Genomic DNA, 20807 nt, shown 5'->3' with positions numbered 1-20807 from the left:
TTACCACGCTCTACCTGCGCCTATCGGGTAGCACGCGGGCATTCTGCCGTGAGGAAACAATGCGTGTCGCACCCGGGCATTTCTCATGAGGCAACGGTTCGCGACGGTTTCGCCTTTTCTTCGCGCCAGGCACTCGGCGTCATCCCGTACGCGGTGCGGAAGGCCCGGCTGAAGTGCGTGGCGTCGGCGAAACCCCATTGGTGGGCGATCGAGGCGATGGTGCGATGGCGCGCGTTCGGATGTGCGAGTTCTCTTCGGCAGGCTTCCAGGCGCTGCGTGCGCAACCAATCGCCCAGGGAGATCTCGGCTCGCCCGAGGACCGTGTACAGGTGCCGGACGGAAATGTGGTGCGCGGCGGCGACCTTGGCGGCGGTCAGGCCGTGATCGCCCAGGTGGGTGCGCAGGTATTCCAGCAGACGCAGTTCGAGGGTGGTCTGCATCGACTCCTTGCCGACCGCCGGGTCGGTCATGCTGCTGAACAGGGCCGCCCGCACCAGGTCGATGGTCGGCTGGGCGAGGGTGTCGGCGATCGCCCGCGACCGCAGATCCGCGCTCTCGGCGATGCGCCGCAGGTAGTCGGCCGTCAGTCGGCCGACCGGATCGGCCACGCCGAGGGCGCGCGCGGACACCTCGTGAACCGCCGACTCCGGCATCGCCAGCTCGGCCAGCGGGAACCGGAAGAAATGTGCGTCCAGCCCCTGGTCGAAGGCCAAGGTGTAGGGGCTCGAGGTGGTGTAGACAGCGAACTGACCGGTGCTCAGCAGCGCTTGCCGACCGTGCTGGGTCGTCGCCGAGGCGCCGGTCCCCTGCAGCGTGAGGAACAGCTGCGGTTCGGTCTCCTCGCGCGCCAGCCGGGGGCTGCGGGTCACGGTGGTGGCCATCGAGTTCACGGTCAGGATCTGGACGGGCCCGGCGTGGGACAGGCTCAGATCCACCTGGACCTCCCGAGGGTCTTCGGGCAGGTCGATATCGACGCGGACAACCTGGCTGCCGACGGCTTCCCGCACGGCGTCCGCCCGCTGTGCGGCCGGCACGTCCGCCGACTTCCACAATTGCGTCATTCCAACCTCTATCGATCGATCGCCATCAGGTTGGCTCACCGACGTGCCACGGTGCAATCGCTTGCGCACTCCGAGCATGAATCGGCGCACACTCAGCACAGGGATTCCGCTGATCCGGGCCAATGATATGTGCGAAGCCGCGGGCAGATCTGCCGGTGAGTGCGCCACGGTCGTGCACTCTCGGACGATCGGAGCGGACGGATTCGGCACGGCCACCGGCCAGGAGGAGTCGGCAATGACCCGCAAGCGTATCGGGATTCTGCTTTTCGACGGGGTGAAGATGCTCGACTTCGCCGGTCCCGCAGAGGTTTTCGTACAAACCAACCAAACCTTGCCGGCCTACGAGGTGGTGCTCGTCTCCAGCGACGGTCGTCCGGTCGAAACGTCGATCGGCGGGCCCGTGGGAGTCAGATGCGCGGTCGCCGATGCCGGACGATTCGATACCGTGGTGATCCCGGGCAGCGAATGGATGCCCGACCGGTTCGTGACCGAGCCGGTGCTGGCGGCGGCCCGGGAGCTGGTCCGCGATGCCAGGCGGATCACCTCGATCTGCAGCGGCGCGTTCTTACTCGCTCACCTCGGTGTATTGGATGGGCGGCGCGCCGCCACCCATTGGGAGTTCGCCAAAGATCTGGCCGCGCGGTTCCCGCAGATCGATGTCGACGCCGACGCGATCTTCGTGCGCGACGGCAATCTCTACACGTCGGCGGGCGTGGCGGCGGGCATCGATCTCGCGCTGGCACTGGTGGAGGAGGACCACGGCGCGGATATCGCGCGCAAGGTGGCACAGCAGCTGGTGGTGTACATGCAGCGGGCCGGTGGCCAGTCACAGTTCTCGGCGGCGCTGAGCGTGCCCACCCCGAGCAGTCCGCTGGTGAGCAAGGTCACGGAGTTGATCTGGGCCGATCCGGCGTTCCCGTACACGGTGGAAAGCCTTGCCGCGCATGTGCGGGTGAGTTCGCGCCACCTGACGCGCCTGTTCCGCACCGAGCTGGACAGCTCGCCCGCGGAGTACGTGAGTTTCGTGCGCTTCGCGGTGGCTCGCGGGAAGTTGGAGGCCGGGCACTCGGTGACCGAGGCAGCGGTGGTGTCGGGGTTCGGCACCAGCGAGGCCATGCGGCGGGCCTTCGTGATGCGGCTGGGCATCTCGCCCAAGAAATATCAGCAGCGGTTCCGTTCCGCCCTGCACAGCGTGGGCTGACCCGGTGTTCCGGGAGCGGGAGTTCGTCGGCTCGCTCCCGGATTCGGTGGTCAGGCGAAGCGTCTGATGAACCGCAGTGCGGTGTCGGCGACGTCGCGCCAGCCGTCATCGATCGTCAGGGCGTGACCGCGGCCCGGGATCTCGACGAACTCGGTGACGTCGGGATTCTTGCGCTGTTTGTGGAATTCGGCCTCGGTGATGGCGCGGGGCACCGTGTTGTCCTGCTCGCCGGACACGATGAGCAGCGGCCCGCGATCGGGATTCTCGTGGTCGACCTTGACTTCCGACCACGGGTTGAGGTTGGCCGCGGCCGCCTGGAACAGCGGCGCGCCGGGAGCGGGAACGGCGAAGGTCTCGTACAGACGCTTCGCCTCGTCCTCGCCGACCGCGTTGGCGAAGCTGTAGCGGAACTGTTCGAAGGTCAGCGGCACCGCGCGATGGCGATTGGCCGGATTGCTCAGCACCGGTGCGGCGGCGCGCAGCGAGCTGATCGGCAACGGCAACACCCCGCGAAACGGCGCAGCGTCGATGGCGACGGTCGCCACCGACAGCCCGCGACCGGCCACGATCTGGGCCAGCAGGCCGCCGAAGGAGTGCCCGATCACCGCGGGCTTGCGGTCGAGGGCGCCGATCACGGCGGCGACATGCTCGGCGACCTGTCCGACGGTCTTGCCCGCGAACACTTCCGGGTGTTCGAGAGCCTGCTCGACGGTCGCCGGGTCATCGGGCCAGTTGGCGGTCACCGGGGCGTATCCGGCGGCCGCGAACAGTTCCGCCCAACGGTCCCAGCTGCTGGCCAGCAGCCAGAGTCCGTGCACGAAAACCACAGGGGTGCGACCGCTTTCGTTGGCGGCTTCGATCTGGTCGAGTGTGTGCTGATCGATCGATGACGGTGTTGTCACGGCGAATTCCTTTACAGCGCGGCTTGTTCGATGACCGCCACGACGGCGGCGGGCCGAGAGACGAGGGAGGCGTGCGAGGCGGCGACCTCGGTGGTGTGCGCGCCCGCGCGCTGCGCCATGAAACGCTGCGCCGCGGGCGGGATCACGCGATCGTCGGCGGAGACCAGAAACCAACTGGGCGTCGTCGACCACGCGGCGGGTCCGGAGGGTTCGAGATTGGCGGCGGCGGCGATGGACCTCTGGTGCGCGATCATGTTCGCGGCCGTGACATCGCCGACGTCCTGCGCGAAGACCTGGTGGAAGTGGGCCGGATCGACATAGCCGTCCAGGCCGCCGTTCGTGACCGTCAGCGACAGAGCGGGTGGCAGCAGCCGGCTGCCGGGGAATCGCAGCGGGTCGATGGCGGAGAACATCGGCTCACCCGGTGCGGGGGCGAAGGCCGCGATGTAGACCAGGGCCCGTACGTCCGGGTCGGCGACATTCGTGATCACCGCACCGCCGTAGGAATGCCCGACCAACACGATCGGGCCGTCGATTCCGGCCAGGGCCTGCTCGATGACCGCGGCGTCACTGCCGGGCCCGCGCAAGGGGTTGTCCGGCACCACCACTCGGTACCCGTCGGCGCGCAACTCGGCCGCCACGTCGTCCCAGCTGGTCGCGTCGGCGAATGCGCCGTGCACCAGAACTATTGTGGGCCGCACGATTTCGGCATCGACGGGCGCGCCCACCACGGCGATCGCCGCCGCGCTCACCGCTGTCAGGATCGCCTTGCGGATGGTTCGCATCTTGTCCGACTCCTATTCACGACTGTCCCGTTCTCCGCTGCGCCGCTCATGCGGGCGCCCTCAGTGTGTTCGAGAGACAGTGTGTTCGAGAGACAGCGTGTCCGACCCCGCCGCGCGGGACGAGAAAGCAGCAAATTCGGACAGCACCGGCGCCCGGTGCCGTCAGATTCGGTTCACGCTCAGCGCAGGTGCGCTGAGACGGCGGTGGCCACCTCGATGGTCCTGGCGCAGACGTCCCAATCGACCCCGATGAACGCCGAGCCGGCGCGTACCTGGAATTCGAAGGAACCGCCCGAGGGCACCCACACGCGCACGACACAGGCACCGTTGCGGTCGTCCGCGCGGGGCACAGGTTTGAGCAGGGCGCGACGGCCACCGATCTCGATCTCGGTCTCCGGAAGGTCCGGCGGGTCGGGCGGCCGGATCTCATCGGGATAGCGCACCTGGCTGTCGGGGCGGAAGTACAGGAAGTGATGCCCGTCCAGGTCGCCGGGCCGGGTCAGCGCCTCCCACCCGCACTGCCGGCCGGGCGTGGCGTCCACATCATGCGGATCGAGCCCGAACCGGACGATCTCCTCGGCGCTCAGGACCGCACACGGATACTCGCGCACCTCCGCCGGCGTCCACGGGCCAGGGCCGGGCGGAACCGGAAGCGCCGTGCTGGTCGGCGGGCCGGGCGGAGGTTCTGTCACGGTGGAGGTCTCGCAGCCCACGGCCGCCATCGCGACGGCCAGCACTCCCACCATCCACAGGCCCCGGCCCGACCGCGGTCTTCTGATCATCGGCCTCCCCTCCCGATCACCATCTCACCAGAGATTCCCGGTGACCGCATCCGGCGGGCCGTTGTGCGCGGTCGTCACTTGGTGGTGACGGTGACGCCGAAGTCGGCGAGCCGTTTCATCAGGTGAACCGGGTCGATCAGCCGTTCCGGTAGATACAGGCCCGGCGTCGGGACCGGGTTCCCGTCGAGGCCCAGTAGGCGCTCCACGGCCAGGGCGACACCGCGGGCGCTCAGTGCGGCATAGCCGTCGGGGTCGACGATTTCGTAGCGGCGGCGGCTTCGCTGTCCGCTGCGGTGTTCGCCCTCGATCTCGATGATGGCCTCGTGCGAGGGGCCCTCTCCACGGCGGGAACTGGCGGTCTGTCCTTCCGCGAGGTCGATCCGGACCGATCTCGCCGTGCTGCCCGCGCCGAGACCGAGCACATCCAACAGGCCCGCGGCGCTGCCTTCGTGCTCGACGCCGTCGACGTCGGTGAAGCGGCGAGCGGCGAGTTCGGGCCCCGCCCAGTGCCAGCGGCCGTCCCGCACGATGAGCGGCCGCGGTCCTACCCGTCCGATATGTTCCAGATCCACCGCCGAGGCCGGGCCGAACGGGTCCTCGGGATCGAACAGCAGACCTATCTCGATAGTGTCGACAGTGCGGAACTCCGCGGCGAAATGCAGTGCGGCGACCAGCGGTACGCCGCCGTCGCTGTGTCCGAGGAGCAGGACCGGGATGGTGGGTGTGTGAATGTGGCGCGCGACGGTCGGGCCGATTTCGAATATCCCGTCCGACAGCGCGACATATGGGATCTGCTGCGATTGCGCATATCGCAGCGTATTGAGCGAATGGTCCCGCACCGCGGTGACGACCGCGCTGTAGCTCGCCCGGCCGGCGAGGCCGAGGTCCGCTCGGTCGAGGTCGACCGTTGTCGTCGTGGCGTTTCCGATCTCGGCCGCCAGAGCGTCGGCCCTGCTCATGTCGCGGGCGGCAATCGTCAAGGGCAGTTCGGGATGAAGGCGGCGAAGCGTCCGTACCGTGCGTGCGCCGAGGCTGCCGGTGCCGCCCAGAACGAGCACGGGAGGGTGGACAGTGGTTGTCATGCTGTCACCGCCTGGTTGTCGCGGACATTGAAACGCGCGCCGAATTCCCGCATGCGGCGCACGAAATACGCTGGGTCCAGCAAGGTTTCCGGCAGATACAGTCCTGGCGCGGGAGCCGAGTGACCGTCGAGTCCCAGCAGTCGCTCGACGGCGAGCGCCACCCCGAGGGCGGTCAGCGGGGCTTGGCCGCCGGGGTGGACGATCTCGCTGGAGGCGCTGCCCCGGGTTCCGTCCTTCCTGGTTCCGGACAGTTCGATAACGATTTCGGTCGAGAACCGTTCCCCGCGCCGTCGGCTGGCGGACGTACCCAGGGCGAAGTCGAAACGGAGAGCGGAGGCGTCGGTCGCCGCGGAGAGACCGATGATGTCGAACGGCGAGTACGCGTGCGCGTCCATCTCGAATCCATCGACACTGCGCACGCGGCCCTCGGCGGCATCACCCACCACCCACGATGCCTTACCACCGCTGATGGTGAGCGCGGCCGGGGACACCGAGGTGAGGCGTTCGTAATCGTCGGCCGCCGCGGGGCCGCCCACGTCCTGGTCGTCGAGGACCGCCCCGATGCGAATTTCGTCCACCACGTCGAAATCGTCGGCCAGACGCAGCGCCGGGAAGACCGCCGCGCCGGCCAGCCAGTGGCTCGCCAGCACCACCGGTGAGCGATCCGGGTTGTGGACGAAGAGCGCGACCTCGGGGCCGATTTCGAAAGTGCCGCTGGAGATGCTGAGGTAGGGCAGCCGATGGGCCAGCGCATAGCGCAGCGAGTTCAGCGTCGCGTCTTTGACGAGAACCGCGATCGCACTGTAGGAGGCTCCCGCGGGTAGCCCCAGATCGGGGCGGTTCAGGTCGATGGCCACCGCCGTGGCGCCTTCTATCGTGGCGGCGACGCCTTCGGCTTTCGCCAGATCGCGACCGCCGAGGGCGATGGGCAGTTCGGGATGCAGACGGCGCAGTGTGCGCGCCGTCGCCGAGCCCACCACTCCGGAGCCACCGATGATCAGCACCGGTGAGCTGCTGTTGGACATATTCGAGCTCCTCCTGGGGATGATCCGCTGGGTGCGGGTCATGAATCCAGTAACCTACCATTGGTAAGTTACTGATGGTAGGTTAGAGTGTGCACGGAGCCCGCGTCAAGGCGCTCGAAGAAGATCAGGAGGTCTGGTTTGCCATCCGCAACACGGCCGGTGACGAAGCGGATGCCGAAGGCCGAGCGGCACGAGCAATTGCTCGAGACCGCGATGAGCATCATCGGGGCACACGGAGCCGATGCGCTCACCCTGGGCTTTCTCGCGGAACAGGCCGGCGTCAGCAAACCGGTCGCCTATGAGCACTTCGGCACTCGATCCGCCTTGCTGATAGAGCTCTACCGGCGGATCGACGATCGCCAGGCCGACGAATTGCTGCATGCGCTCGAACACGCGCCACGGCGTCTGAACGATGTCGCCCGGGTCCTCAGCGTTGCCTACCTCACGTGCCACCGCACAGCCGGACCGGAGTGGCATGCCATTTCCGCCGCGCTGAAAGGCAGTCCGGAGATGGACGCGGTCCAACAAGACCTCGCGGACCGCTGCATCGGAATCTTCCGCGATGCGCTCGCACCCTACTCGGCCCTGTCTCGAGACGAGCTCCACGTGCGCTGCATCGGTATCGTCGGTGCGGCCGAAGCGCTGTCACAGCGAATGGCACACCGAAGAATCGCCGAGACGACAGCCGTCGCCAACCTCGCGGCCCTGATCACCGGCGGCATGGACCCGAAGCCACCGATCTGACGCCAGCGAAACAACAGGATGCCGCACCTGCCGACGACCAGCAGCACTTTCACTTCTGGGCCATTACAAAGTCATCCGGAGACCATGAGGCGCTGGGATTTGCTGACGTCGGCATGAGTGGTCCCGGAGTCGCCGCTCGTTGGTCTCCTGCCACTGTTGCATAGCGTCGTCGAGACCTCGCATGGACGGGTTTTCGAAGTCGACGAGATCGGGCTCGTTCATGTCCGACAAGACCGGACTCCGTTCGCGTCGTCGGGCCACGCCGCCGCGCGAATAAAGGGCGGATAAGGCTTTGAATCGTGCGGGTGACCTGGGTGCGCGACGCATCCCGGTCACCCAGCCGATGGTCGTTAGGCGCCGGACTCGATGCGGTGCTGTTCCACCACGTCGTCGTACATCTCCCGCTGCTCCGGTTCCATATCGTCCTCTGCGGTGGTGCTGATACTCCACGGGATCGGGCACGGCGGAGCGTGGTCGGGGTCCGGGCACAGCAGCCGCTCGATCTGCTCGGCGACCGCGCGGGCTTCGGCCTCTGAGGCGACGACTCCCAGGCGGATCTCCCACAGTCGTTTCTCGTCCGGCATCTCTGCTCAGATCTCCTTGCAATGGCGTTTGTAGTAACCTCGGGACCTTCCGATCAGCGTCCTTCTCGGCATCAGCGATCGACGGGGGCTTGGTCCCCCGCTGCAACACGAACAGATCGTTACCGCCGCCGTCGGGGATGATATTGCGATCGCCGCAGGTCGCGAAAACGTCCCGGTCAGTCGCTTTCACCCCGAATGTCCGACCACGAAACCCCCGTCCGGACACTACCGTCCGGCCGGCCGTACCGCGTTGCCCCTCCGTGACTCGAACCCAAGACCTCACGAATCCGACACCAGGCCAGGCACTGAATCGGCGCGAAAGCACGGTGGAAGTGTTGCGCGGCAACGACAATAGGTGAGCCTGGTTGTGCTCGCGTCTGCGGGAGGGAGTCGCTGCTCGTGCCTGATTCCGCGGTGTTGATGATCGACATGCAGAACGGCTACCTCGCCGACGACGGGCTCCGCGATGCTCTCGGGTGGCCGCCGATCTGGCGGCTCGGCGACATCATCGGTGAATGCGCGCGACTGCTCGATACCGCACGTGCGGCGGGTGTCCCGGTGCTGTACTCCCGCCAGGTCACCAGCCCGGCAGGGAGCCTGGCCGCCAATCCGCGGTCGGCGGGTCACCTGCGCTCGCGCCGGCATCGGCTGCCGGATCTGTCACCGCAGCACACGCGGTGGCGTAGGCAGATCATGGAGGCGGTCGCGCCGCAGCCGAACGACATCGTGCTGGACAAGACCCGGCACAGTTTCTTCGCCTACACCGAACTCGCGCCTGTCCTGAAAAGCCTGGGTGTGCAACGGCTTATCGTGGCCGGACTACAAACCAACGTGTGTGTCGAGGCCACCGTCCGCGCCGCGCTGGAATACAACTACGACGTCGCGGTCGCCGAGGACGCCGTCTCCACCGACGGCCCCGACCTGCACCACGGCGCGCTCAATTCCATGCGAGTGCTCTACGTCGAAGTCGCCGGATGGCGAGAGTTGCTCGCACCCGGCGCGCCCTGGGACCGCGCCTACACCACCGCCAACTACGGCCGCAACCCCGACTACTGGACCGAACCCACACCCGATCACTGACGACCGGTTCCCGTGAACCCGGCAGATCGCGCGCGCAGTGGGCCAGCCCGGCCGGTTGGTGGCGGCCTGATCTCTGCGGATGCCACTCAGCGGTCGCCAAGGGATCGATAAGGATTCGCGGTCACCCTGACATTCTCGAAGCGTTCGAGATCGAAATTGTCTGGGGGACAAACGATGCGGGATATCAGCGTGCGGCTGCACCCGAGAACTACCACAGCCCTGCTCTCGGCGGGAACGCGTGCCGTGCGCGTCCTCGCCGTCCTGCTGGTCTGGCTGATCGCGCTGGCAGGTCTGCTGGCACCGGCCGCGATGGCGGATCCGGTGGACTGTCAGGCGTTGATCGGGCAGATTCAGGCGCACAACGCGGCCGCGGCGGCGCACAACGCGAATCCGCCGAATCCGAAGGATCCGGCCGCGGTCGCGGCGTACAACGCCGAGGCCGAGCGCGGCAACGCCGAGGCCGCAGTGCTGAACGCGCAAGCGCAGCAATGCCGTTCGCAAGGCCAGGACGTTCCCGACGTCGGCGGCGCACCCCCGCCGAACACACCCGGACCGGCCCCCGCGCCAGGCCCGGCCCCGGGACCGGCTCCCGCACCGCCTCCCGCGGTGAAGGTCCCCGGCCCGCCGGCCCCCGCGCCGGGACAGGGCGCGCCGGGGCTGAAGGCATCGCCCGCGGCACCCGCCGCGCCGGTCGTGACCCAGCCGCTGCCGGTTCCGGTACGGCCCTCACAGATCCTGGCCCCGCCGAGTATCCGCCCCGGCACCGCCTACAACCCGGCCACCGCCGCCGGAGCCACCCTGAAAGCGCCGTCGCCGCTGCCCGGTAGCGTGGCCACGAACCCGCGCTTCACCCCCGCCCCCACGGAACCGATGCAAGCACCCGGACTCCCCACCCCACCCGGCCGGCCCGGCATGACCGGCACCCAGCAGGAGTTCTTCGCCTCCGCGCCCCGGCTGCTGGATGTGGCGAAAGCCGTTCCGGCGCCGTCGAACTCGGGCAACGGCCAGGTCTATCGGCTGCCCGACCTGACCGGCACCGGCGCGACCAGCAACAGCGGTCCCGCGCTCTACGCCGGGCCCGGTAACACCCGCGCGGTCGCCGGTCCCCTGGACCCGCTGGGCCGCCCGACCGGCTCCTACGGCTACCTCGACGCCGCGGGCGCCAAGAGCCCCCGCACCGGGGTGCCGACCGTCGACGTGCCCGGCGCGACCGGCGCCTACCAGCGCGGGCACCTGTGGCCCAACCAGTACGGCGGGCCCGGCAATGTCCCGCAATTCCTCGCCCCGGAACTGGGCGCGACGAACACCGGCGCGATGCGGGTCTACGAGCAGTACCTCGGCAAGGTCGTGCGAGGCGAAGCCGAGGGGGTACCGGTACAGAACGTCACCTACGTGAAGGTGCCGGTCTACACCGACGACAAGGTCGTCCCGGACTACTATCTGCTCCAGGCTTGGGGTGACCAGGGCTGGAATCTGCCACCGACGTACGTCCAGAACTTCTGACACCGGCACAGGAAGAAACCGATGACCGCACTGGATGACCTCACTACCCTGCTCCCGCCCCCACCCGGCGCCGGCGCAGCCTTCGACTGGACCACCGTCGCGCGACGCCTCGGCGTCACCGCCCTCCCCGACGACTTCCAACAGCTCCTGTCGACCTACGGGGACGTGCGCTTCTGCAACGCCCTGCGCCTGTTCCGGCCCGCCACCGAACCTTGGCTCGATCTCGCCGAGGTCACCCTCGCCGCCCGAGAACCCCTCGGCGACAACGAATTCGGCGACACTCCGGACAACGTTCCAGCCGCGGTATCGATCGAGGCGACCTCGCTGATCCAGTGGGGCGGATCCTTCGGCGGCGACTACTGCCTATGGGACGCCCACGACCCCGACCCGGCCCGGTGGACGCTGGTATTCACCGACGCCGACAAGCTCGACTGGGGCTTCCACCCCGGCACCGTCACCGAATACCTACTCGCCTGGCTCACCCGCCGAACCGCGCCGATCCCGCTGTGGAACCTCGACGCCGTCCTGCCCGACGGTGGCCGGCCGTTCTGCGAAATCTACGACCCCACCGACCCGGCGGCCCCTGTCACCGCGCGCATCGACGCCGCCACCATGAGCTGACCACGTCTACGCACAGCACTCCCGGCGAGGCGTTGGCGACCCACGGCCAGTTGCTACGGCTACCTACCGCAGTGGGTCACCATCGCAGCCGCTGCGCTTCGTCGGCAGTGGGCTGCCGCACAGATCGGCGGAACCAATCACTTCCGGCAAATACCGGAACCGACGCCGATATTTCTCGGCCGGTCGATCGCGCTCCGCGAGCGCGCCTGTGCCTCCGACTCCGGCGGTCGATCGCACGGCCGAGGACGGGGCCTGCCGGGGCGTTCCGGCTTTGCTCGCGGTCCCAGAACAGCCATTTCGCGGTCGCGACCGCGGCGTGCTATGGCGTTGCGCGACCGACCGCGGCACCGCGCGGCGCACCCGCAGTGTGCGGATCTCGGCGTCCAGCGCCCGCGCATGCGCGGGCGCCACCTCGGCCAGGCCGGTCTGGTCACGAATGCAGCCTGAACCTTCCAGCGGGTGGAAGGTCAAGCCCGCCGCGCCACCGCTATCGAGCCGCCGCGGGAGTCCACTGCCGCGCTGGTGATACGCCGGGCAGTGGTTTGCCGATCACCGCGAGCGGGACGTAGAAGTTCACCTCACCGATCACCATGGCGAGCGTGGCGATCTCCCGATCGCTGTACTGGGCCGAGACCTCCTCGTATAGGGCATCAGTGACGCGTTCGCTCCCGGACGAGGGCTGCAGCACCGCTTCCACCAAGGCCAGAGCGGCGCGTTCGGCCTCGGTGAAGTACGGCGATGTCGGCCAGGTCGCGACCGCGGCGATCCGTTCCTCGGTCTCGCCTTGCTTGCGCAATGCGCCGGTGTGCAGGACGGCGAGATAAGTGCTCCCCACGATCTGCCCGGCACGCAGCTGTACCAGTCCGACAGTGGCCGGCGCGATCGTGCCGTTACCGGTCACGCCGCGCAATGCGGCAGCGGTCTGGCCCATCTCCGGGACGAGCTGAACCGGATTCGGCATCCGCGAGACCCGCACCTGTTCCGCAGTTGTCATTGTCATTGTCCTTCCATCCTTCGACAGCCGATGGCGAAGCTGTCGTCCGACCTCAACGATCAGCTCGGCGAACTGGAGAAACAACGGCGAAGTGTGCAACGCTGCGTTAACCGCTGTGTTGACATGCGAGGTAGCCGTGGAGATTCGTGATATCGAGATTTTTCTGACGCTGGCGGAGGAGTTGCACTTCGGTCGCACTGCCGCCCGGTTGCATGTCTCGGTCGCACGGGTCAGCCAGGCGATCAAGAAGCAGGAACGCGCGATCGGTGCGCTGTTGTTCGATCGGGACAATCGCACTGTTCGGCTCACCACGGTAGGCGCGCAGCTGCGGGACGACCTCCTTCCGGTCCGCGCCGGTCTGGAGGCCAGTCTGCGCCGGGCACGCCTGTCCGCGACCGGCAAGGCGGGGGCGCTCCGGGTCGGTTCGCTGATGCTCAGCGGCTATGACCTCGAGAGATATTGGGTTCGTTTCCGCGACCGGTATCCGCAGTGGAACGTACAGCTGTCGTTCGCGCGTTTCGTGGATCCGTTTGCCGGTTTACGCGGAGGCGATCTCGATATCTTGATCGCGTGGTTGCCGATCGAGGAGCCGGACCTGACCGTCGGACCGACGATCACTGTCGAGCGGCGCGTTCTCGGGGTGGCAGCGGATCACGAACTGAGCGTCGAAGAGTCGGCCTCGCCGACTGTGCTGCGGAATTTCTGTCACCCGACCACGGAATCGGCGCCGGAATATTGGGTGGACAGTTTCATATCGGCACAGGCCCGGAAAAAGACACGTATCGAACGCACCCGCGTCGTCACCAGTACCGAAGAACTGGTGCACCTGACCGCGACCGGAGACATCGTCACGGTCCAGCCTCGGCACGCGGCCCGCTACTGGAATCGCCCGGACCTGCGCTGGTTACCGGTCCCCGATCTGCTGCCCCTCAGCTACGCGCTGGTGTGGCGCACCACCGCGGAAACCGACGCGATCAGGGCGTTTGCCGATGTCGTGCGGGAACTCGGGCCACGATACGAGTAGCGGCCGTGGCCGGTCCCCAATGAATGAGACCAGTCGGTATTAGAGTCCTTGTTGGCCCTGGTAGGGGCTGGAAGGGACGATGAGGGACATGGCTGGACGGAAGCGGCATTCCGCGGAGGAGATCGTGCGGAAGCTGCGCCGTGCCGACGAGCTGGCCGCGGCCGGCAAGGTCGGTGAGGAGATTGCTGCGGAGCTGGGGGTGTCGGCGGCGACGTTGTACAACTGGCGCCGCCAGTACGGCGGTGTGGACACCGACGCGGCGAAAGAGCTGAAGGAGCTGCGGGAGCAGAACGCACGGTTGAAGCGGCTGCTGGCGGATGCGGAGTTGGAGAAGGACGCGCTGCGGGAGGTCGCGAAGGGAAAATTCTGAGCCCGGCCACGAAGCGGCGGGCCGTGGACATGCTCAAACAGGTGAAGGGCTTGTCGGAAAGGTTCGCCTGCAAGGTGGTTGGGCTCCACCGTGCCACGTATCGGCGGCTGCCGGTGGCACAGACGTCAGAGGATCCGGACGCCGGTTTGCGGGCTTGGCTGCGCGCCTACGCCACGAAACACCAAGGACACGGGTTCCGGCGTGCCTGGGCGGCACTGCGGTTCGACGAGGGCAGTTCGGTGAATCTGAAGAAGGTGCACCGGCTCTGGCGCGAGGAGGGGCTGCAGGTGCGCGAGCATCACCCGCGTAAACGGGCCGGGTGCTCGTCGGTGCCATCGATCGAGGCTGATGCGCCGAAGGTGGTGTGGGCGTTGGATTTCCAGTTCGACTCCACCGTCGATGGGCGGGCGGTGAAGATCGCGTCGATGATCGACGAGCACACCCGCGAGTCGCTGCTACATCTGGTCGAGCGCTCGATCACCGCCGAAAGGCTCGTGACCGAGCTGGAGAAGGTGTTCACCGCACGCGGCGGCCCGCCGCGAGTGCTACGCATGGACAACGGACCGGAGATGATTTCCCTTGTGCTGCAACAGTTTTGCGCCGACCAGGTGGGGATCGCCTACATTCCGCCAGGCACGCCGTGGAACAACGGATTCGTCGAATCGTTCAACCGGCGGCTACGCGCGGAATGCCTCAACCGCAACCACTGGACGAGCCTGCTCAAGGCCCGCGTGATGATCGGCGATTTCAAGGACGATCACAACCGGCGACATCGGCATTCAGCGCTGGGCTACCTGACGCCGGCCGAGTACGCTGCGGCCTGCACCCACGCCCACCACCCGGTGGCGTGCGGCATCAACTGAATCTGGATAAAACAACCCGGACTCGAATACCGGGTGGTCCCGTCATCGGGGACCGGTCAGCCGCAACGGTTTCCTCCAGGATGGCCCTGATCGATATGGCGCGGGAGTCGGTGGCAGCAGACCCTCGTGGTACCGCGCCGATCGCCCGGGGAGTCGCCGGGTCACTCTGTCAGCGTGAAACCCTGGTTCACCGGTGAGCCATCGCCGGTCGATGCGCGACCGGGCTGCCGATCATGCCACCCCAATTCTGTCCGACCAGAGTGATGGTCTGGTGCGTCGATCACGGAGCATGGTTGGCGAGTTGTGGGGCTGCTCCGAAGCGGCGGTTGCGTTGGTGGTAGCTCTGGATGGCTTGCCGGTAGTGCTCTGCGCGGAAGTCGGGCCAGAGGACGTCGAGGAATACGAGTTCGGCGTAGGCGGCGTGCCAGAGCAGGAAGTTGGAGAGGCGTTGTTCCCCTGCTGTTCGGATCAGCAGGTCGACATCGGGCATGTCGGGGTGTTCGAAGTGCCCGGCGAGTGTGGCTTCGGTGAGTTGTGGTGGACGCTCGGGCGTGTCGATCAGTGAGGTTATGGCGTGGAGTATGTCGCGGCGGCCGCCGTGTCCGAATGCGAGAGTGAGTCAACTCGACCTGGATGGTCCATCCCTCTAGGGGATTTTCCGGCCCGGCGGACGGGTGCCATCCGCTGCTGTGGCGAGATGAATGTTGATGCGGTTGAGCAGGTTGAACAGCTGCGCGCGTTCGTCGCGGTCGAGCGGGGTCATGATGTGTTCGTTGACGCCGTCGAGGACGCGGTCGAGCTCGGCGAGGCGACGCTCACCCAGTTCGGTGATGGTGATGACGTTGCGGCGCTTGTCGGCGGGGTCGGGGGACCGGCGAACCCACCCGCCGTCTTCTAGGTCGTTGATGACGGAGACGAGGTCGCTCTTGTAGACGCTGGTCCGGTCGGACAGCCCCGCCTGGCTCACCGGACCGGACTCGGCGAGCGCGGCCAGCACCACGAAGTGGTCCTTGCGGGCGCCCGCGGCCCGCAGCGCATCACGCGAGACACGGGCCATCTGGGCGGCTGTCATCGAGGCGAGGCGTGCGAGCTGTCGCTTGAGCCGCGCCGGTGTGTGCTCACCGTGGTCGAACCGCAGTTCCTCGCCGGTCTCCATGACCGGAGCGTACCGCACTTGCGTTAGTGCCACTAACGATCTATGTTCATTAATATCACTAACGTTAGTATCACTAACAGATTGTAGGAGACTCGCATGACCAGCATCGACGCCTTGATCCGCGACCTCGCCGACCGCGCTGAACTGACCGAACTCGTCGCCCGCCACAGCCTGTGGGTCGATGAGGGTTTCGCCGACACCGGCCTGCTCTTCACCGAGGACGTCGTGGTCACCTCCGTCCGCGGGGAGGCGCACGGCATCGAGGCGCTCACCGCCCTCGCGCGCAAGGGGCATGACGCGTACGCCCGCACTCTGCACAGCAAGTGCAACGTCGTCATCGAGATCGATGGCGACACCGCGACGCTGCGGGCGCACGACCTCGCCGTCTACGTCATCGACGCCGAGACCGAGGCCGTCGCAGCCGCGATCCACCGCTACAGGGCACGCCGCAGCGCTAGCGGCTGGCGCTTCGACCGACTCGAAGTATCACCGGTGGCACTGACCGAAGCGCTGGCTCGGGCTCTGTAAGCCGATCGGAATCGAGGAAGGTATGCACCGAGCGCTCCGGGCCGCCGCAACCTGCGCCGCCACCCTCACTCTCGCCCTCACCGCCACCGCCTGCGGCACCGACCCCATGGCCTCGCCCGAGAGCCGCACCTCCGCCACGACAACGAAAGAGGACGCCATGTCCACCGCTGCATCGACCGACGACCGCCTCGAGATCGCCGACCTGTTCACCCACTTCGCCCGTCTGCTCGATGAGCGGCGGTGGGGCGATGTCGGCACTGTCTTCGCCGACGACGTGCAGGTCGACTCACCCCGAATTCAAGTCCGCGGTATCGCCAAGGTCGTCGACTTCATGCGAGAGGCCGAGGTCGACGGGGAATACACCCAGCACACGACCACCGACCTGCTGGTGAACGTGAACGGCGACCAAGCCGCTGCCTCGTCGAACTCGATCGTGTACTACTACCGCGACGGCCGGCCACCCCACCAGACAGGCAGTCTCCGGCAGACCTGCACCGCGGTGCGGACCTCGGCGGGCTGGCGACTCAGCGAGATCCGGATTACGCCCGCCTGGATCCGTAAGGAATGATCCCTGCCCCTCAACTGCGAGTATGCCAACCGACCCGCCACCCGGAGACGTGCTGTTGCCGCCGCCGGGCGGCGGGCTCGGCCTGAGCTTGCCACCGGATCAGCGCTTCCGCGGACCGCCGAGCGTACTTACCGAGAGACCTCACCGAGGCGTGGCCGCTCCCGCGCGTCGGCATCGGCGTGGACGTCCTCCGCCGCAGGCGTCACTCACCACCGCTCAGCACTCCCCGGCCGAACAACTCCTCGACTACTGGACCCGATTCATCCGAACCGCCAACTCCGCGCCCGCCTGGCCCCAACTCGAAGCTCGAGACCTCGCACTGTCGCTCACCTCTGACGCAATCGAGCCCCTTCAACAAAGTGGGTCACCATCGCAGCCGCTGCGCTTCGGCGGCAGCGGGCTGCCGCACCGGCCGGAACCCATTGCCGCACAGTGATATCCAACCGATGGTTGCGAGCATGCAATGTCACCGCGACCACTGATGGGCGGCGCCATTCGAAACGCGCTATTCCCGTGAACGTGTCGCGCGGGTCCGACGCGCCGGTGGCGACCAGTAATTGACGCGAGGCGCCGGTCGGGTGGTCCTGCGGGAGTGCGTCGGGATCCTCACGGGAGAGTTCACGGGGCGAGCTGACCGAGCGCATCCGGTTTCCGGGCGGCCGTTGGCGGGTTGCTCGGGTGTGCCTGGTGGCACGCGGGTTTGGGCGTTCGAACGGCGCACTATGCGCCGATACAGGATTCTCCGTCGCGTTACGCGCCAGATTTCTCGAGGTCGATGACGATCTTGCCCTTCACGCGCCGGCCGGCCTGGCGCTCGACCGCGGTGCGGATCTGCTCTATCGGGAAGGTTGCGGCGATGGGGACACGCAGTCGGCTGGTCGCAACCAAGTCGGCGAGTTCTTCCAGTGCGCCGGGGGCGGCGGCGGCACCGTTGGCTGGTGTGATCCCGTCGATCTGGGTGGCGATGGTGGTGATGCGAGAGTCAGGGACGCCGAGTGCTCGTGCGGCGTGCACTGCCTCGGTGCCGAAGAGATCGATCGCAGCGGTGATGCCGTCGGGAGCCAGCGCGCGGACCCGGTCTTCCAAACCGTCACCGTAGGTGACCGGCTCGGCTCCGAGATCGCGTATGTAGCCGGCTGATGCCGCCGATCCCGTTCCGATCACCCGCGCCCCCGCGATCCGGGCGAGCTGGACGGCGAACACCCCGACGCCGCCCCCTGCGCCGCCGATCAGCACGGTGTCCCCCGGTCCGGGCCCGACCACGTCCAGCGCAGCCGATGCCGTACGTCCGGCGATCGTGAGGGTGGCCGCGGTGCGGTCGTCGACGCCGTCGGGGGTGTGATGGGCTTCGTTCGCCGCGGTGCCCGAGTCCGCGTCGACCACCACGAAGTCGGCGACAGCGCGCGACAAGGCGCCGCCGAACACTCGGTCGCCAGGCACGAAGCCGGTCACTCCGTCACCGACCTGGTCGACCACTCCCGCGTAGTCGGTCCCGAATCCGACCGGCAAGGTCAACCCGAATCGGCCGGCGGTGTCCGCGTCCGCGGTCATGACCCAATCCATCGGGTTCAGCCCGGCCGCTGTCACCCGAACGCGTATCTGTCCTGGTCCGGCGTCGGGGACAGGGACTTCACGAATATCGAGGACTTCCGGCCCGCCGAACGAATCGAGCCGGACCGCCCGGCTTGCGTTGTCACCCTGTGCCTGCATACTCGCCTGCCTCCTCGGTAGGAAGAACGCACAGAAACGGACTATGCTCCGCTTACATGATCGACCGTAACACAACCGGAGCATGATCCGTTTTGGCAGAGGCGGAGACCCCCACACGGCGTGCGGACGCAGCACGCAATCGCGACCAGCTGCTCGTGGTGGCGACCCGCATGTTCGCACTGGCTGAGCGCGAGCCGTCGCTCCGCGCGATCGCCCGCGAGGCCGGAGTCGGCATCGGCACGCTCTACCGGCACTTCCCTACCAAACAATCGCTGGTGGAGGCGATCTACCACGACCAGGTCATGCGGCTCACGACCGGTGCCCGCGAGCTGCTCGAACAACTGCCACCGGCCGCCGCGATGCGGCGCTGGATGGACCTGTTCGGCGACTGGATCGCGACCAAGAACGGCATGCTCGACACGCTGCGGGCGGCGATCGAGACGGGCGAGATCGCCCACGGCAGGACTCGAACCGAACTGCTGGCGGCCATCACCACAATCCTCGACGCCGGCCACGCGGTGGACGAGCTCCGCCGAGACGTCACCGCCGAAGACATCGCCGCGAATCTCATCGGCATCTTCACCGTGGCCCCCAAACCCCAGCAAGAAGCCCTTGCCGGTCGCTTGCTGAACCTCCTGATGGATGGACTGCGGCCGCCGGCCCACCGGTGACGGCACCGGCGCTGGACAAACATTCCACATGTCTGCCCGGCGGCCTCCTGCCGACCAGCACGTCGACCAACGGTCTCCATACGAAGCCCGTTTGGTAGCGATGATGAACTCGGTTAAGCCCATCCAGCTTCCGCCGGTGTCCTTGCCCAGCCGAACAGTCCCGGACGGAAATCGAGAAGTCTTCTAGATGGGATGCATAGGACGCCTATGTCTATCGGGTGCGGTTCCGCGCCTCGTTCGCTACAGGCCCGATAACCTGGGGCTGTGATCATCGGATGTGATGTCGAGAGCCCACGCGCGGGTTCGGTGGGCTGCGTGGATCCAGCTTCAGCACGTCCATGCGAAGAAAGCCGCGTGTGACGGGAACGTGAGGTAGTAGCGCACGGATGGTGCACGCAAAACACATGCAAGCGAGGGAAGATTCGGTGATCTGCGCAGATGTGAGTGGTCCCAGCTGGTTTCGAACCAGCGACCTCTCGCGTGTGAGGCGAGCGCTCTCCCGCTGAGCTATGGGACCGGGTGAGTGGGTGTCCGGGTGGCTCGTGGTGCCGGTCCGGACGGGATGGAACTTTAACACGCATCACCGGCGTCACACCAAATCGCGGCTCTACCTGGCGTTTTCCGAACGTTCACGCAGCGGAGGGATGGTGGGCGGGCGGGCGGCTCGGACAAGCCTGCCGCCACTGGGTCGGCGGCATGCTGCAGCGGGCCGCCGACCAGCTGAACTACAGCGCTGTCATTCGAATTTACCCGCATTTACCTGCGGATTTGTTGACTGCACGGAACGTGGGCTAATGTTCTCTCTCGCAGCCGGAAGGTACCGAGAGGGCCTCCGGAGGCGAAAGTGCGGATGTAGCGCAGCTGGTAGCGCATCACCTTGCCAAGGTGAGGGTCGCGGGTTCGAATCCCGTCATCCGCTCGAAGGCCAACCCGGCCTTGGTTGGCGGTGTGGCCGAGTGGTGAGGCAACGGCCTGCAAAGCCGTGCACACGGGTTCGATTCCCGTCGCCGCCTCTGAGAGGCACCACGCGCGATTAGCTCAGCGGGAGAGCGCTTCCCTGACACGGAAGAGGTCACTGGTTCAATCCCAGTATCGCGCACCAACATTCACGCAGGTCAGGCCCGGCTCCCGCCGGGCCTTTCTTGTTGTGTGGGCTCGGTGTCGACGGTCAGCGGCAGCAGTTGGGGTCGAGGACGACGCAGAGGGCGGCCAGGGCGTCACGGCGGGCGCGGTGGAGGGTGTTCATGCCGCGGCGTTCGGATTCGATGAGGCCGGCGTTGCGGAGTTGGGTCAGGTGGTGGCTGACGGTCGACTCCGAGAGGCCGACGGCGGTGGCGAGGTTGCCGCTGTTCTCTTCGCCGAGGGGGCTGGTGAGTAGCAGCGACATCAGTTTCACCCGGACCGGGTCCGCGATTGCCTTGAGCCGCAACGCGACTTCCAGCGCGGCCTCGTCGCCGACCGGCCCGGCGGCCACGGGCGCGCAGCAGACCGGAGCGGACATGTCGATCACGGGTAACGCCTTGGGCATGGGGCCATGCTACCCACCCTATTGA

The 20807-nt window shown here is 67.2% G+C and carries 22 protein-coding genes and 4 tRNA genes; 13 read left to right on the top strand and 13 right to left on the bottom strand.

The features are described 5' to 3' along the window. Positions 1–83: 83 nt before the first annotated feature. On the bottom strand, positions 84–1061 hold the full coding sequence (locus NWFMUON74_RS12805; protein ID WP_187688018.1) for a helix-turn-helix domain-containing protein: 978 nt from the start codon (positions 1059–1061) through the stop codon (positions 84–86). 235 nt (positions 1062–1296) lie between these two features. Here NWFMUON74_RS12805 and NWFMUON74_RS12800 point away from each other — a divergent pair, with 235 nt between their 5' ends. Beyond that, positions 1297–2262 carry a GlxA family transcriptional regulator gene (locus tag NWFMUON74_RS12800; protein WP_187688017.1) on the top strand — a complete coding sequence of 322 codons (966 nt, stop codon included), beginning with the start codon at positions 1297–1299 and terminating at the stop codon, positions 2260–2262. A 50-nt stretch (positions 2263–2312) separates the two neighbouring features. On the opposite strand, the gene NWFMUON74_RS12795 is transcribed toward NWFMUON74_RS12800, so the two are convergent. The 5 genes from NWFMUON74_RS12795 to NWFMUON74_RS12775 form a co-directional block, all read right to left on the bottom strand. Next, positions 2313–3164, bottom strand: coding sequence for an alpha/beta hydrolase (locus NWFMUON74_RS12795; protein ID WP_187688016.1), 852 nt, complete (start codon positions 3162–3164; stop codon positions 2313–2315). Between the two features lie 11 nt (positions 3165–3175). After that, a complete protein-coding gene (locus tag NWFMUON74_RS12790) occupies positions 3176–3949 on the bottom strand; it encodes an alpha/beta fold hydrolase (protein ID WP_187688015.1) in 774 nt (257 codons plus the stop codon). A 179-nt stretch (positions 3950–4128) separates the two neighbouring features. After that, positions 4129–4731 (bottom strand): DUF3558 family protein, encoded by a 603-nt coding sequence (locus tag NWFMUON74_RS12785; RefSeq protein WP_187688014.1) that lies wholly within the window; start codon positions 4729–4731, stop codon positions 4129–4131. Positions 4732–4805: 74 nt separating this feature from the next. Further along, positions 4806–5813 (bottom strand): saccharopine dehydrogenase family protein, encoded by a 1008-nt coding sequence (locus tag NWFMUON74_RS12780; RefSeq protein ID WP_187688013.1) that lies wholly within the window; start codon positions 5811–5813, stop codon positions 4806–4808. After that, a complete protein-coding gene (locus NWFMUON74_RS12775; RefSeq protein ID WP_187688012.1) occupies positions 5810–6838 on the bottom strand; it encodes an SDR family oxidoreductase in 1029 nt (342 codons plus the stop codon). Before NWFMUON74_RS12775 ends, NWFMUON74_RS12780 begins: the two co-directional genes overlap by 4 nt. A 171-nt stretch (positions 6839–7009) precedes the next feature. Between NWFMUON74_RS12775 and NWFMUON74_RS12770 the strand changes: the two genes are divergently transcribed. Next, positions 7010–7582 carry a TetR/AcrR family transcriptional regulator gene (locus NWFMUON74_RS12770; protein WP_187688011.1) on the top strand — a complete coding sequence of 191 codons (573 nt, stop codon included), beginning with the start codon at positions 7010–7012 and terminating at the stop codon, positions 7580–7582. A gap of 350 nt (positions 7583–7932) precedes the next feature. Here the strand turns inward: NWFMUON74_RS12770 and NWFMUON74_RS12765 are convergent, their stop codons facing one another. Beyond that, positions 7933–8166 (bottom strand): hypothetical protein, encoded by a 234-nt coding sequence (locus NWFMUON74_RS12765; RefSeq protein ID WP_187688010.1) that lies wholly within the window; start codon positions 8164–8166, stop codon positions 7933–7935. 399 nt (positions 8167–8565) lie between these two features. On the opposite strand from NWFMUON74_RS12765, the gene NWFMUON74_RS12760 reads away from it, so the two are divergent. The 3 genes from NWFMUON74_RS12760 (at position 8566) to NWFMUON74_RS12750 (ending at position 11370) form a co-directional block, all read left to right on the top strand. Then, the gene (locus NWFMUON74_RS12760; protein ID WP_232110997.1) at positions 8566–9246 is read left to right on the top strand and encodes a cysteine hydrolase family protein; all 681 of its coding nucleotides are present in this window, start codon (positions 8566–8568) and stop codon (positions 9244–9246) included. A gap of 174 nt (positions 9247–9420) precedes the next feature. Further along, positions 9421–10749 carry a DNA/RNA non-specific endonuclease gene (locus NWFMUON74_RS12755; protein ID WP_187688009.1) on the top strand — a complete coding sequence of 443 codons (1329 nt, stop codon included), beginning with the start codon at positions 9421–9423 and terminating at the stop codon, positions 10747–10749. A 21-nt stretch (positions 10750–10770) separates the two neighbouring features. After that, entirely contained in the window at positions 10771–11370 is a 600-nt protein-coding gene (locus NWFMUON74_RS12750; RefSeq protein WP_187688008.1) for a hypothetical protein, read from the top strand. 487 nt (positions 11371–11857) lie between these two features. Here the strand turns inward: NWFMUON74_RS12750 and NWFMUON74_RS12745 are convergent, their stop codons facing one another. Next, positions 11858–12364 (bottom strand): carboxymuconolactone decarboxylase family protein, encoded by a 507-nt coding sequence (locus tag NWFMUON74_RS12745; RefSeq protein WP_232110996.1) that lies wholly within the window; start codon positions 12362–12364, stop codon positions 11858–11860. Positions 12365–12500: 136 nt separating this feature from the next. On the opposite strand from NWFMUON74_RS12745, the gene NWFMUON74_RS12740 reads away from it, so the two are divergent. Both NWFMUON74_RS12740 and NWFMUON74_RS12735 read left to right on the top strand, forming a co-directional pair. Then, the gene (locus NWFMUON74_RS12740; RefSeq protein ID WP_187688006.1) at positions 12501–13388 is read left to right on the top strand and encodes a LysR family transcriptional regulator; all 888 of its coding nucleotides are present in this window, start codon (positions 12501–12503) and stop codon (positions 13386–13388) included. Between the two features lie 88 nt (positions 13389–13476). After that, positions 13477–14621, top strand: a protein-coding gene (locus NWFMUON74_RS12735) for an IS3 family transposase (RefSeq protein WP_187688005.1) whose coding sequence is annotated in 2 segments (ribosomal slippage) — positions 13477–13744 and positions 13744–14621 — 1146 coding nt in all. Because the reading frame shifts where the segments join, the coding sequence is not laid out codon by codon here. A 280-nt stretch (positions 14622–14901) separates the two neighbouring features. On the opposite strand, the gene NWFMUON74_RS12730 is transcribed toward NWFMUON74_RS12735, so the two are convergent. Then, positions 14902–15180, bottom strand: coding sequence for an undecaprenyl diphosphate synthase family protein (locus NWFMUON74_RS12730; protein WP_232111166.1), 279 nt, complete (start codon positions 15178–15180; stop codon positions 14902–14904). Positions 15181–15267: 87 nt separating this feature from the next. Next, positions 15268–15777 carry a MarR family winged helix-turn-helix transcriptional regulator gene (locus NWFMUON74_RS12725; protein ID WP_187688004.1) on the bottom strand — a complete coding sequence of 170 codons (510 nt, stop codon included), beginning with the start codon at positions 15775–15777 and terminating at the stop codon, positions 15268–15270. Positions 15778–15873: 96 nt separating this feature from the next. Here NWFMUON74_RS12725 and NWFMUON74_RS12720 point away from each other — a divergent pair, with 96 nt between their 5' ends. After that, complete coding sequence (locus NWFMUON74_RS12720) at positions 15874–16305, top strand: nuclear transport factor 2 family protein (protein ID WP_187688003.1); 432 nt, start codon at positions 15874–15876, stop codon at positions 16303–16305. A gap of 22 nt (positions 16306–16327) precedes the next feature. Further along, positions 16328–16873 carry a nuclear transport factor 2 family protein gene (locus NWFMUON74_RS12715; RefSeq protein WP_232110995.1) on the top strand — a complete coding sequence of 182 codons (546 nt, stop codon included), beginning with the start codon at positions 16328–16330 and terminating at the stop codon, positions 16871–16873. Between the two features lie 750 nt (positions 16874–17623). Here the strand turns inward: NWFMUON74_RS12715 and NWFMUON74_RS12710 are convergent. Beyond that, positions 17624–18583: an NADP-dependent oxidoreductase gene (locus NWFMUON74_RS12710; RefSeq protein WP_187688002.1), complete on the bottom strand. Its 960-nt coding sequence runs from the start codon at positions 18581–18583 to the stop codon at positions 17624–17626. 92 nt (positions 18584–18675) lie between these two features. On the opposite strand from NWFMUON74_RS12710, the gene NWFMUON74_RS12705 reads away from it, so the two are divergent. Next, positions 18676–19254 carry a TetR/AcrR family transcriptional regulator gene (locus tag NWFMUON74_RS12705; protein ID WP_187688001.1) on the top strand — a complete coding sequence of 193 codons (579 nt, stop codon included), beginning with the start codon at positions 18676–18678 and terminating at the stop codon, positions 19252–19254. Between the two features lie 445 nt (positions 19255–19699). Here NWFMUON74_RS12705 and NWFMUON74_RS12700 read toward each other — a convergent pair. Continuing rightward, positions 19700–19771, bottom strand: a tRNA-Val gene (locus NWFMUON74_RS12700). Positions 19772–20100: 329 nt separating this feature from the next. On the opposite strand from NWFMUON74_RS12700, the gene NWFMUON74_RS12695 reads away from it, so the two are divergent. From NWFMUON74_RS12695 to NWFMUON74_RS12685, 3 genes are all read left to right on the top strand, one after another. Then, positions 20101–20173 (top strand) — tRNA-Gly (locus tag NWFMUON74_RS12695). 23 nt (positions 20174–20196) lie between these two features. Continuing rightward, positions 20197–20267, top strand: a tRNA-Cys gene (locus tag NWFMUON74_RS12690). A 14-nt stretch (positions 20268–20281) separates the two neighbouring features. After that, a tRNA-Val gene (locus NWFMUON74_RS12685) sits at positions 20282–20356 on the top strand. 66 nt (positions 20357–20422) lie between these two features. Here the strand turns inward: NWFMUON74_RS12685 and NWFMUON74_RS12680 are convergent. Further along, positions 20423–20782 carry an Rv2640c family ArsR-like transcriptional regulator gene (locus NWFMUON74_RS12680; protein ID WP_187688000.1) on the bottom strand — a complete coding sequence of 120 codons (360 nt, stop codon included), beginning with the start codon at positions 20780–20782 and terminating at the stop codon, positions 20423–20425. Positions 20783–20807: the final 25 nt, after the last annotated feature.

The sequence above is a fragment of the Nocardia wallacei genome, from assembly GCF_014466955.1.
GTDB lineage: Bacteria > Actinomycetota > Actinomycetes > Mycobacteriales > Mycobacteriaceae > Nocardia > Nocardia wallacei.
This window is presented reverse-complemented; position numbering and strand designations above follow the sequence as displayed.

Excerpts from the sequence above, each read along its gene's own strand:
- NWFMUON74_RS12805 (WP_187688018.1), bottom strand. The coding sequence starts at position 1,061 with ATGACGCAATTGTGGAAGTCGGCGGACGTGCCGGCCGCACAGCGGGCG.
- NWFMUON74_RS12800 (WP_187688017.1), top strand. The coding sequence starts at position 1,297 with ATGACCCGCAAGCGTATCGGGATTCTGCTTTTCGACGGGGTGAAGATG.
- NWFMUON74_RS12790 (WP_187688015.1), bottom strand. The coding sequence starts at position 3,949 with ATGCGAACCATCCGCAAGGCGATCCTGACAGCGGTGAGCGCGGCGGCG.
- NWFMUON74_RS12785 (WP_187688014.1), bottom strand. The coding sequence starts at position 4,731 with ATGATCAGAAGACCGCGGTCGGGCCGGGGCCTGTGGATGGTGGGAGTG.
- NWFMUON74_RS12780 (WP_187688013.1), bottom strand. The coding sequence starts at position 5,813 with ATGACAACCACTGTCCACCCTCCCGTGCTCGTTCTGGGCGGCACCGGC.
- NWFMUON74_RS12775 (WP_187688012.1), bottom strand. The coding sequence starts at position 6,838 with ATGTCCAACAGCAGCTCACCGGTGCTGATCATCGGTGGCTCCGGAGTG.
- NWFMUON74_RS12770 (WP_187688011.1), top strand. The coding sequence starts at position 7,010 with ATGCCGAAGGCCGAGCGGCACGAGCAATTGCTCGAGACCGCGATGAGC.
- NWFMUON74_RS12765 (WP_187688010.1), bottom strand. The coding sequence starts at position 8,166 with ATGCCGGACGAGAAACGACTGTGGGAGATCCGCCTGGGAGTCGTCGCC.
- NWFMUON74_RS12755 (WP_187688009.1), top strand. The coding sequence starts at position 9,421 with ATGCGGGATATCAGCGTGCGGCTGCACCCGAGAACTACCACAGCCCTG.
- NWFMUON74_RS12750 (WP_187688008.1), top strand. The coding sequence starts at position 10,771 with ATGACCGCACTGGATGACCTCACTACCCTGCTCCCGCCCCCACCCGGC.
- NWFMUON74_RS12745 (WP_232110996.1), bottom strand. The coding sequence starts at position 12,364 with ATGACAACTGCGGAACAGGTGCGGGTCTCGCGGATGCCGAATCCGGTT.
- NWFMUON74_RS12725 (WP_187688004.1), bottom strand. The coding sequence starts at position 15,777 with ATGGAGACCGGCGAGGAACTGCGGTTCGACCACGGTGAGCACACACCG.
- NWFMUON74_RS12720 (WP_187688003.1), top strand. The coding sequence starts at position 15,874 with ATGACCAGCATCGACGCCTTGATCCGCGACCTCGCCGACCGCGCTGAA.
- NWFMUON74_RS12715 (WP_232110995.1), top strand. The coding sequence starts at position 16,328 with ATGCACCGAGCGCTCCGGGCCGCCGCAACCTGCGCCGCCACCCTCACT.
- NWFMUON74_RS12710 (WP_187688002.1), bottom strand. The coding sequence starts at position 18,583 with ATGCAGGCACAGGGTGACAACGCAAGCCGGGCGGTCCGGCTCGATTCG.
- NWFMUON74_RS12680 (WP_187688000.1), bottom strand. The coding sequence starts at position 20,782 with ATGCCCAAGGCGTTACCCGTGATCGACATGTCCGCTCCGGTCTGCTGC.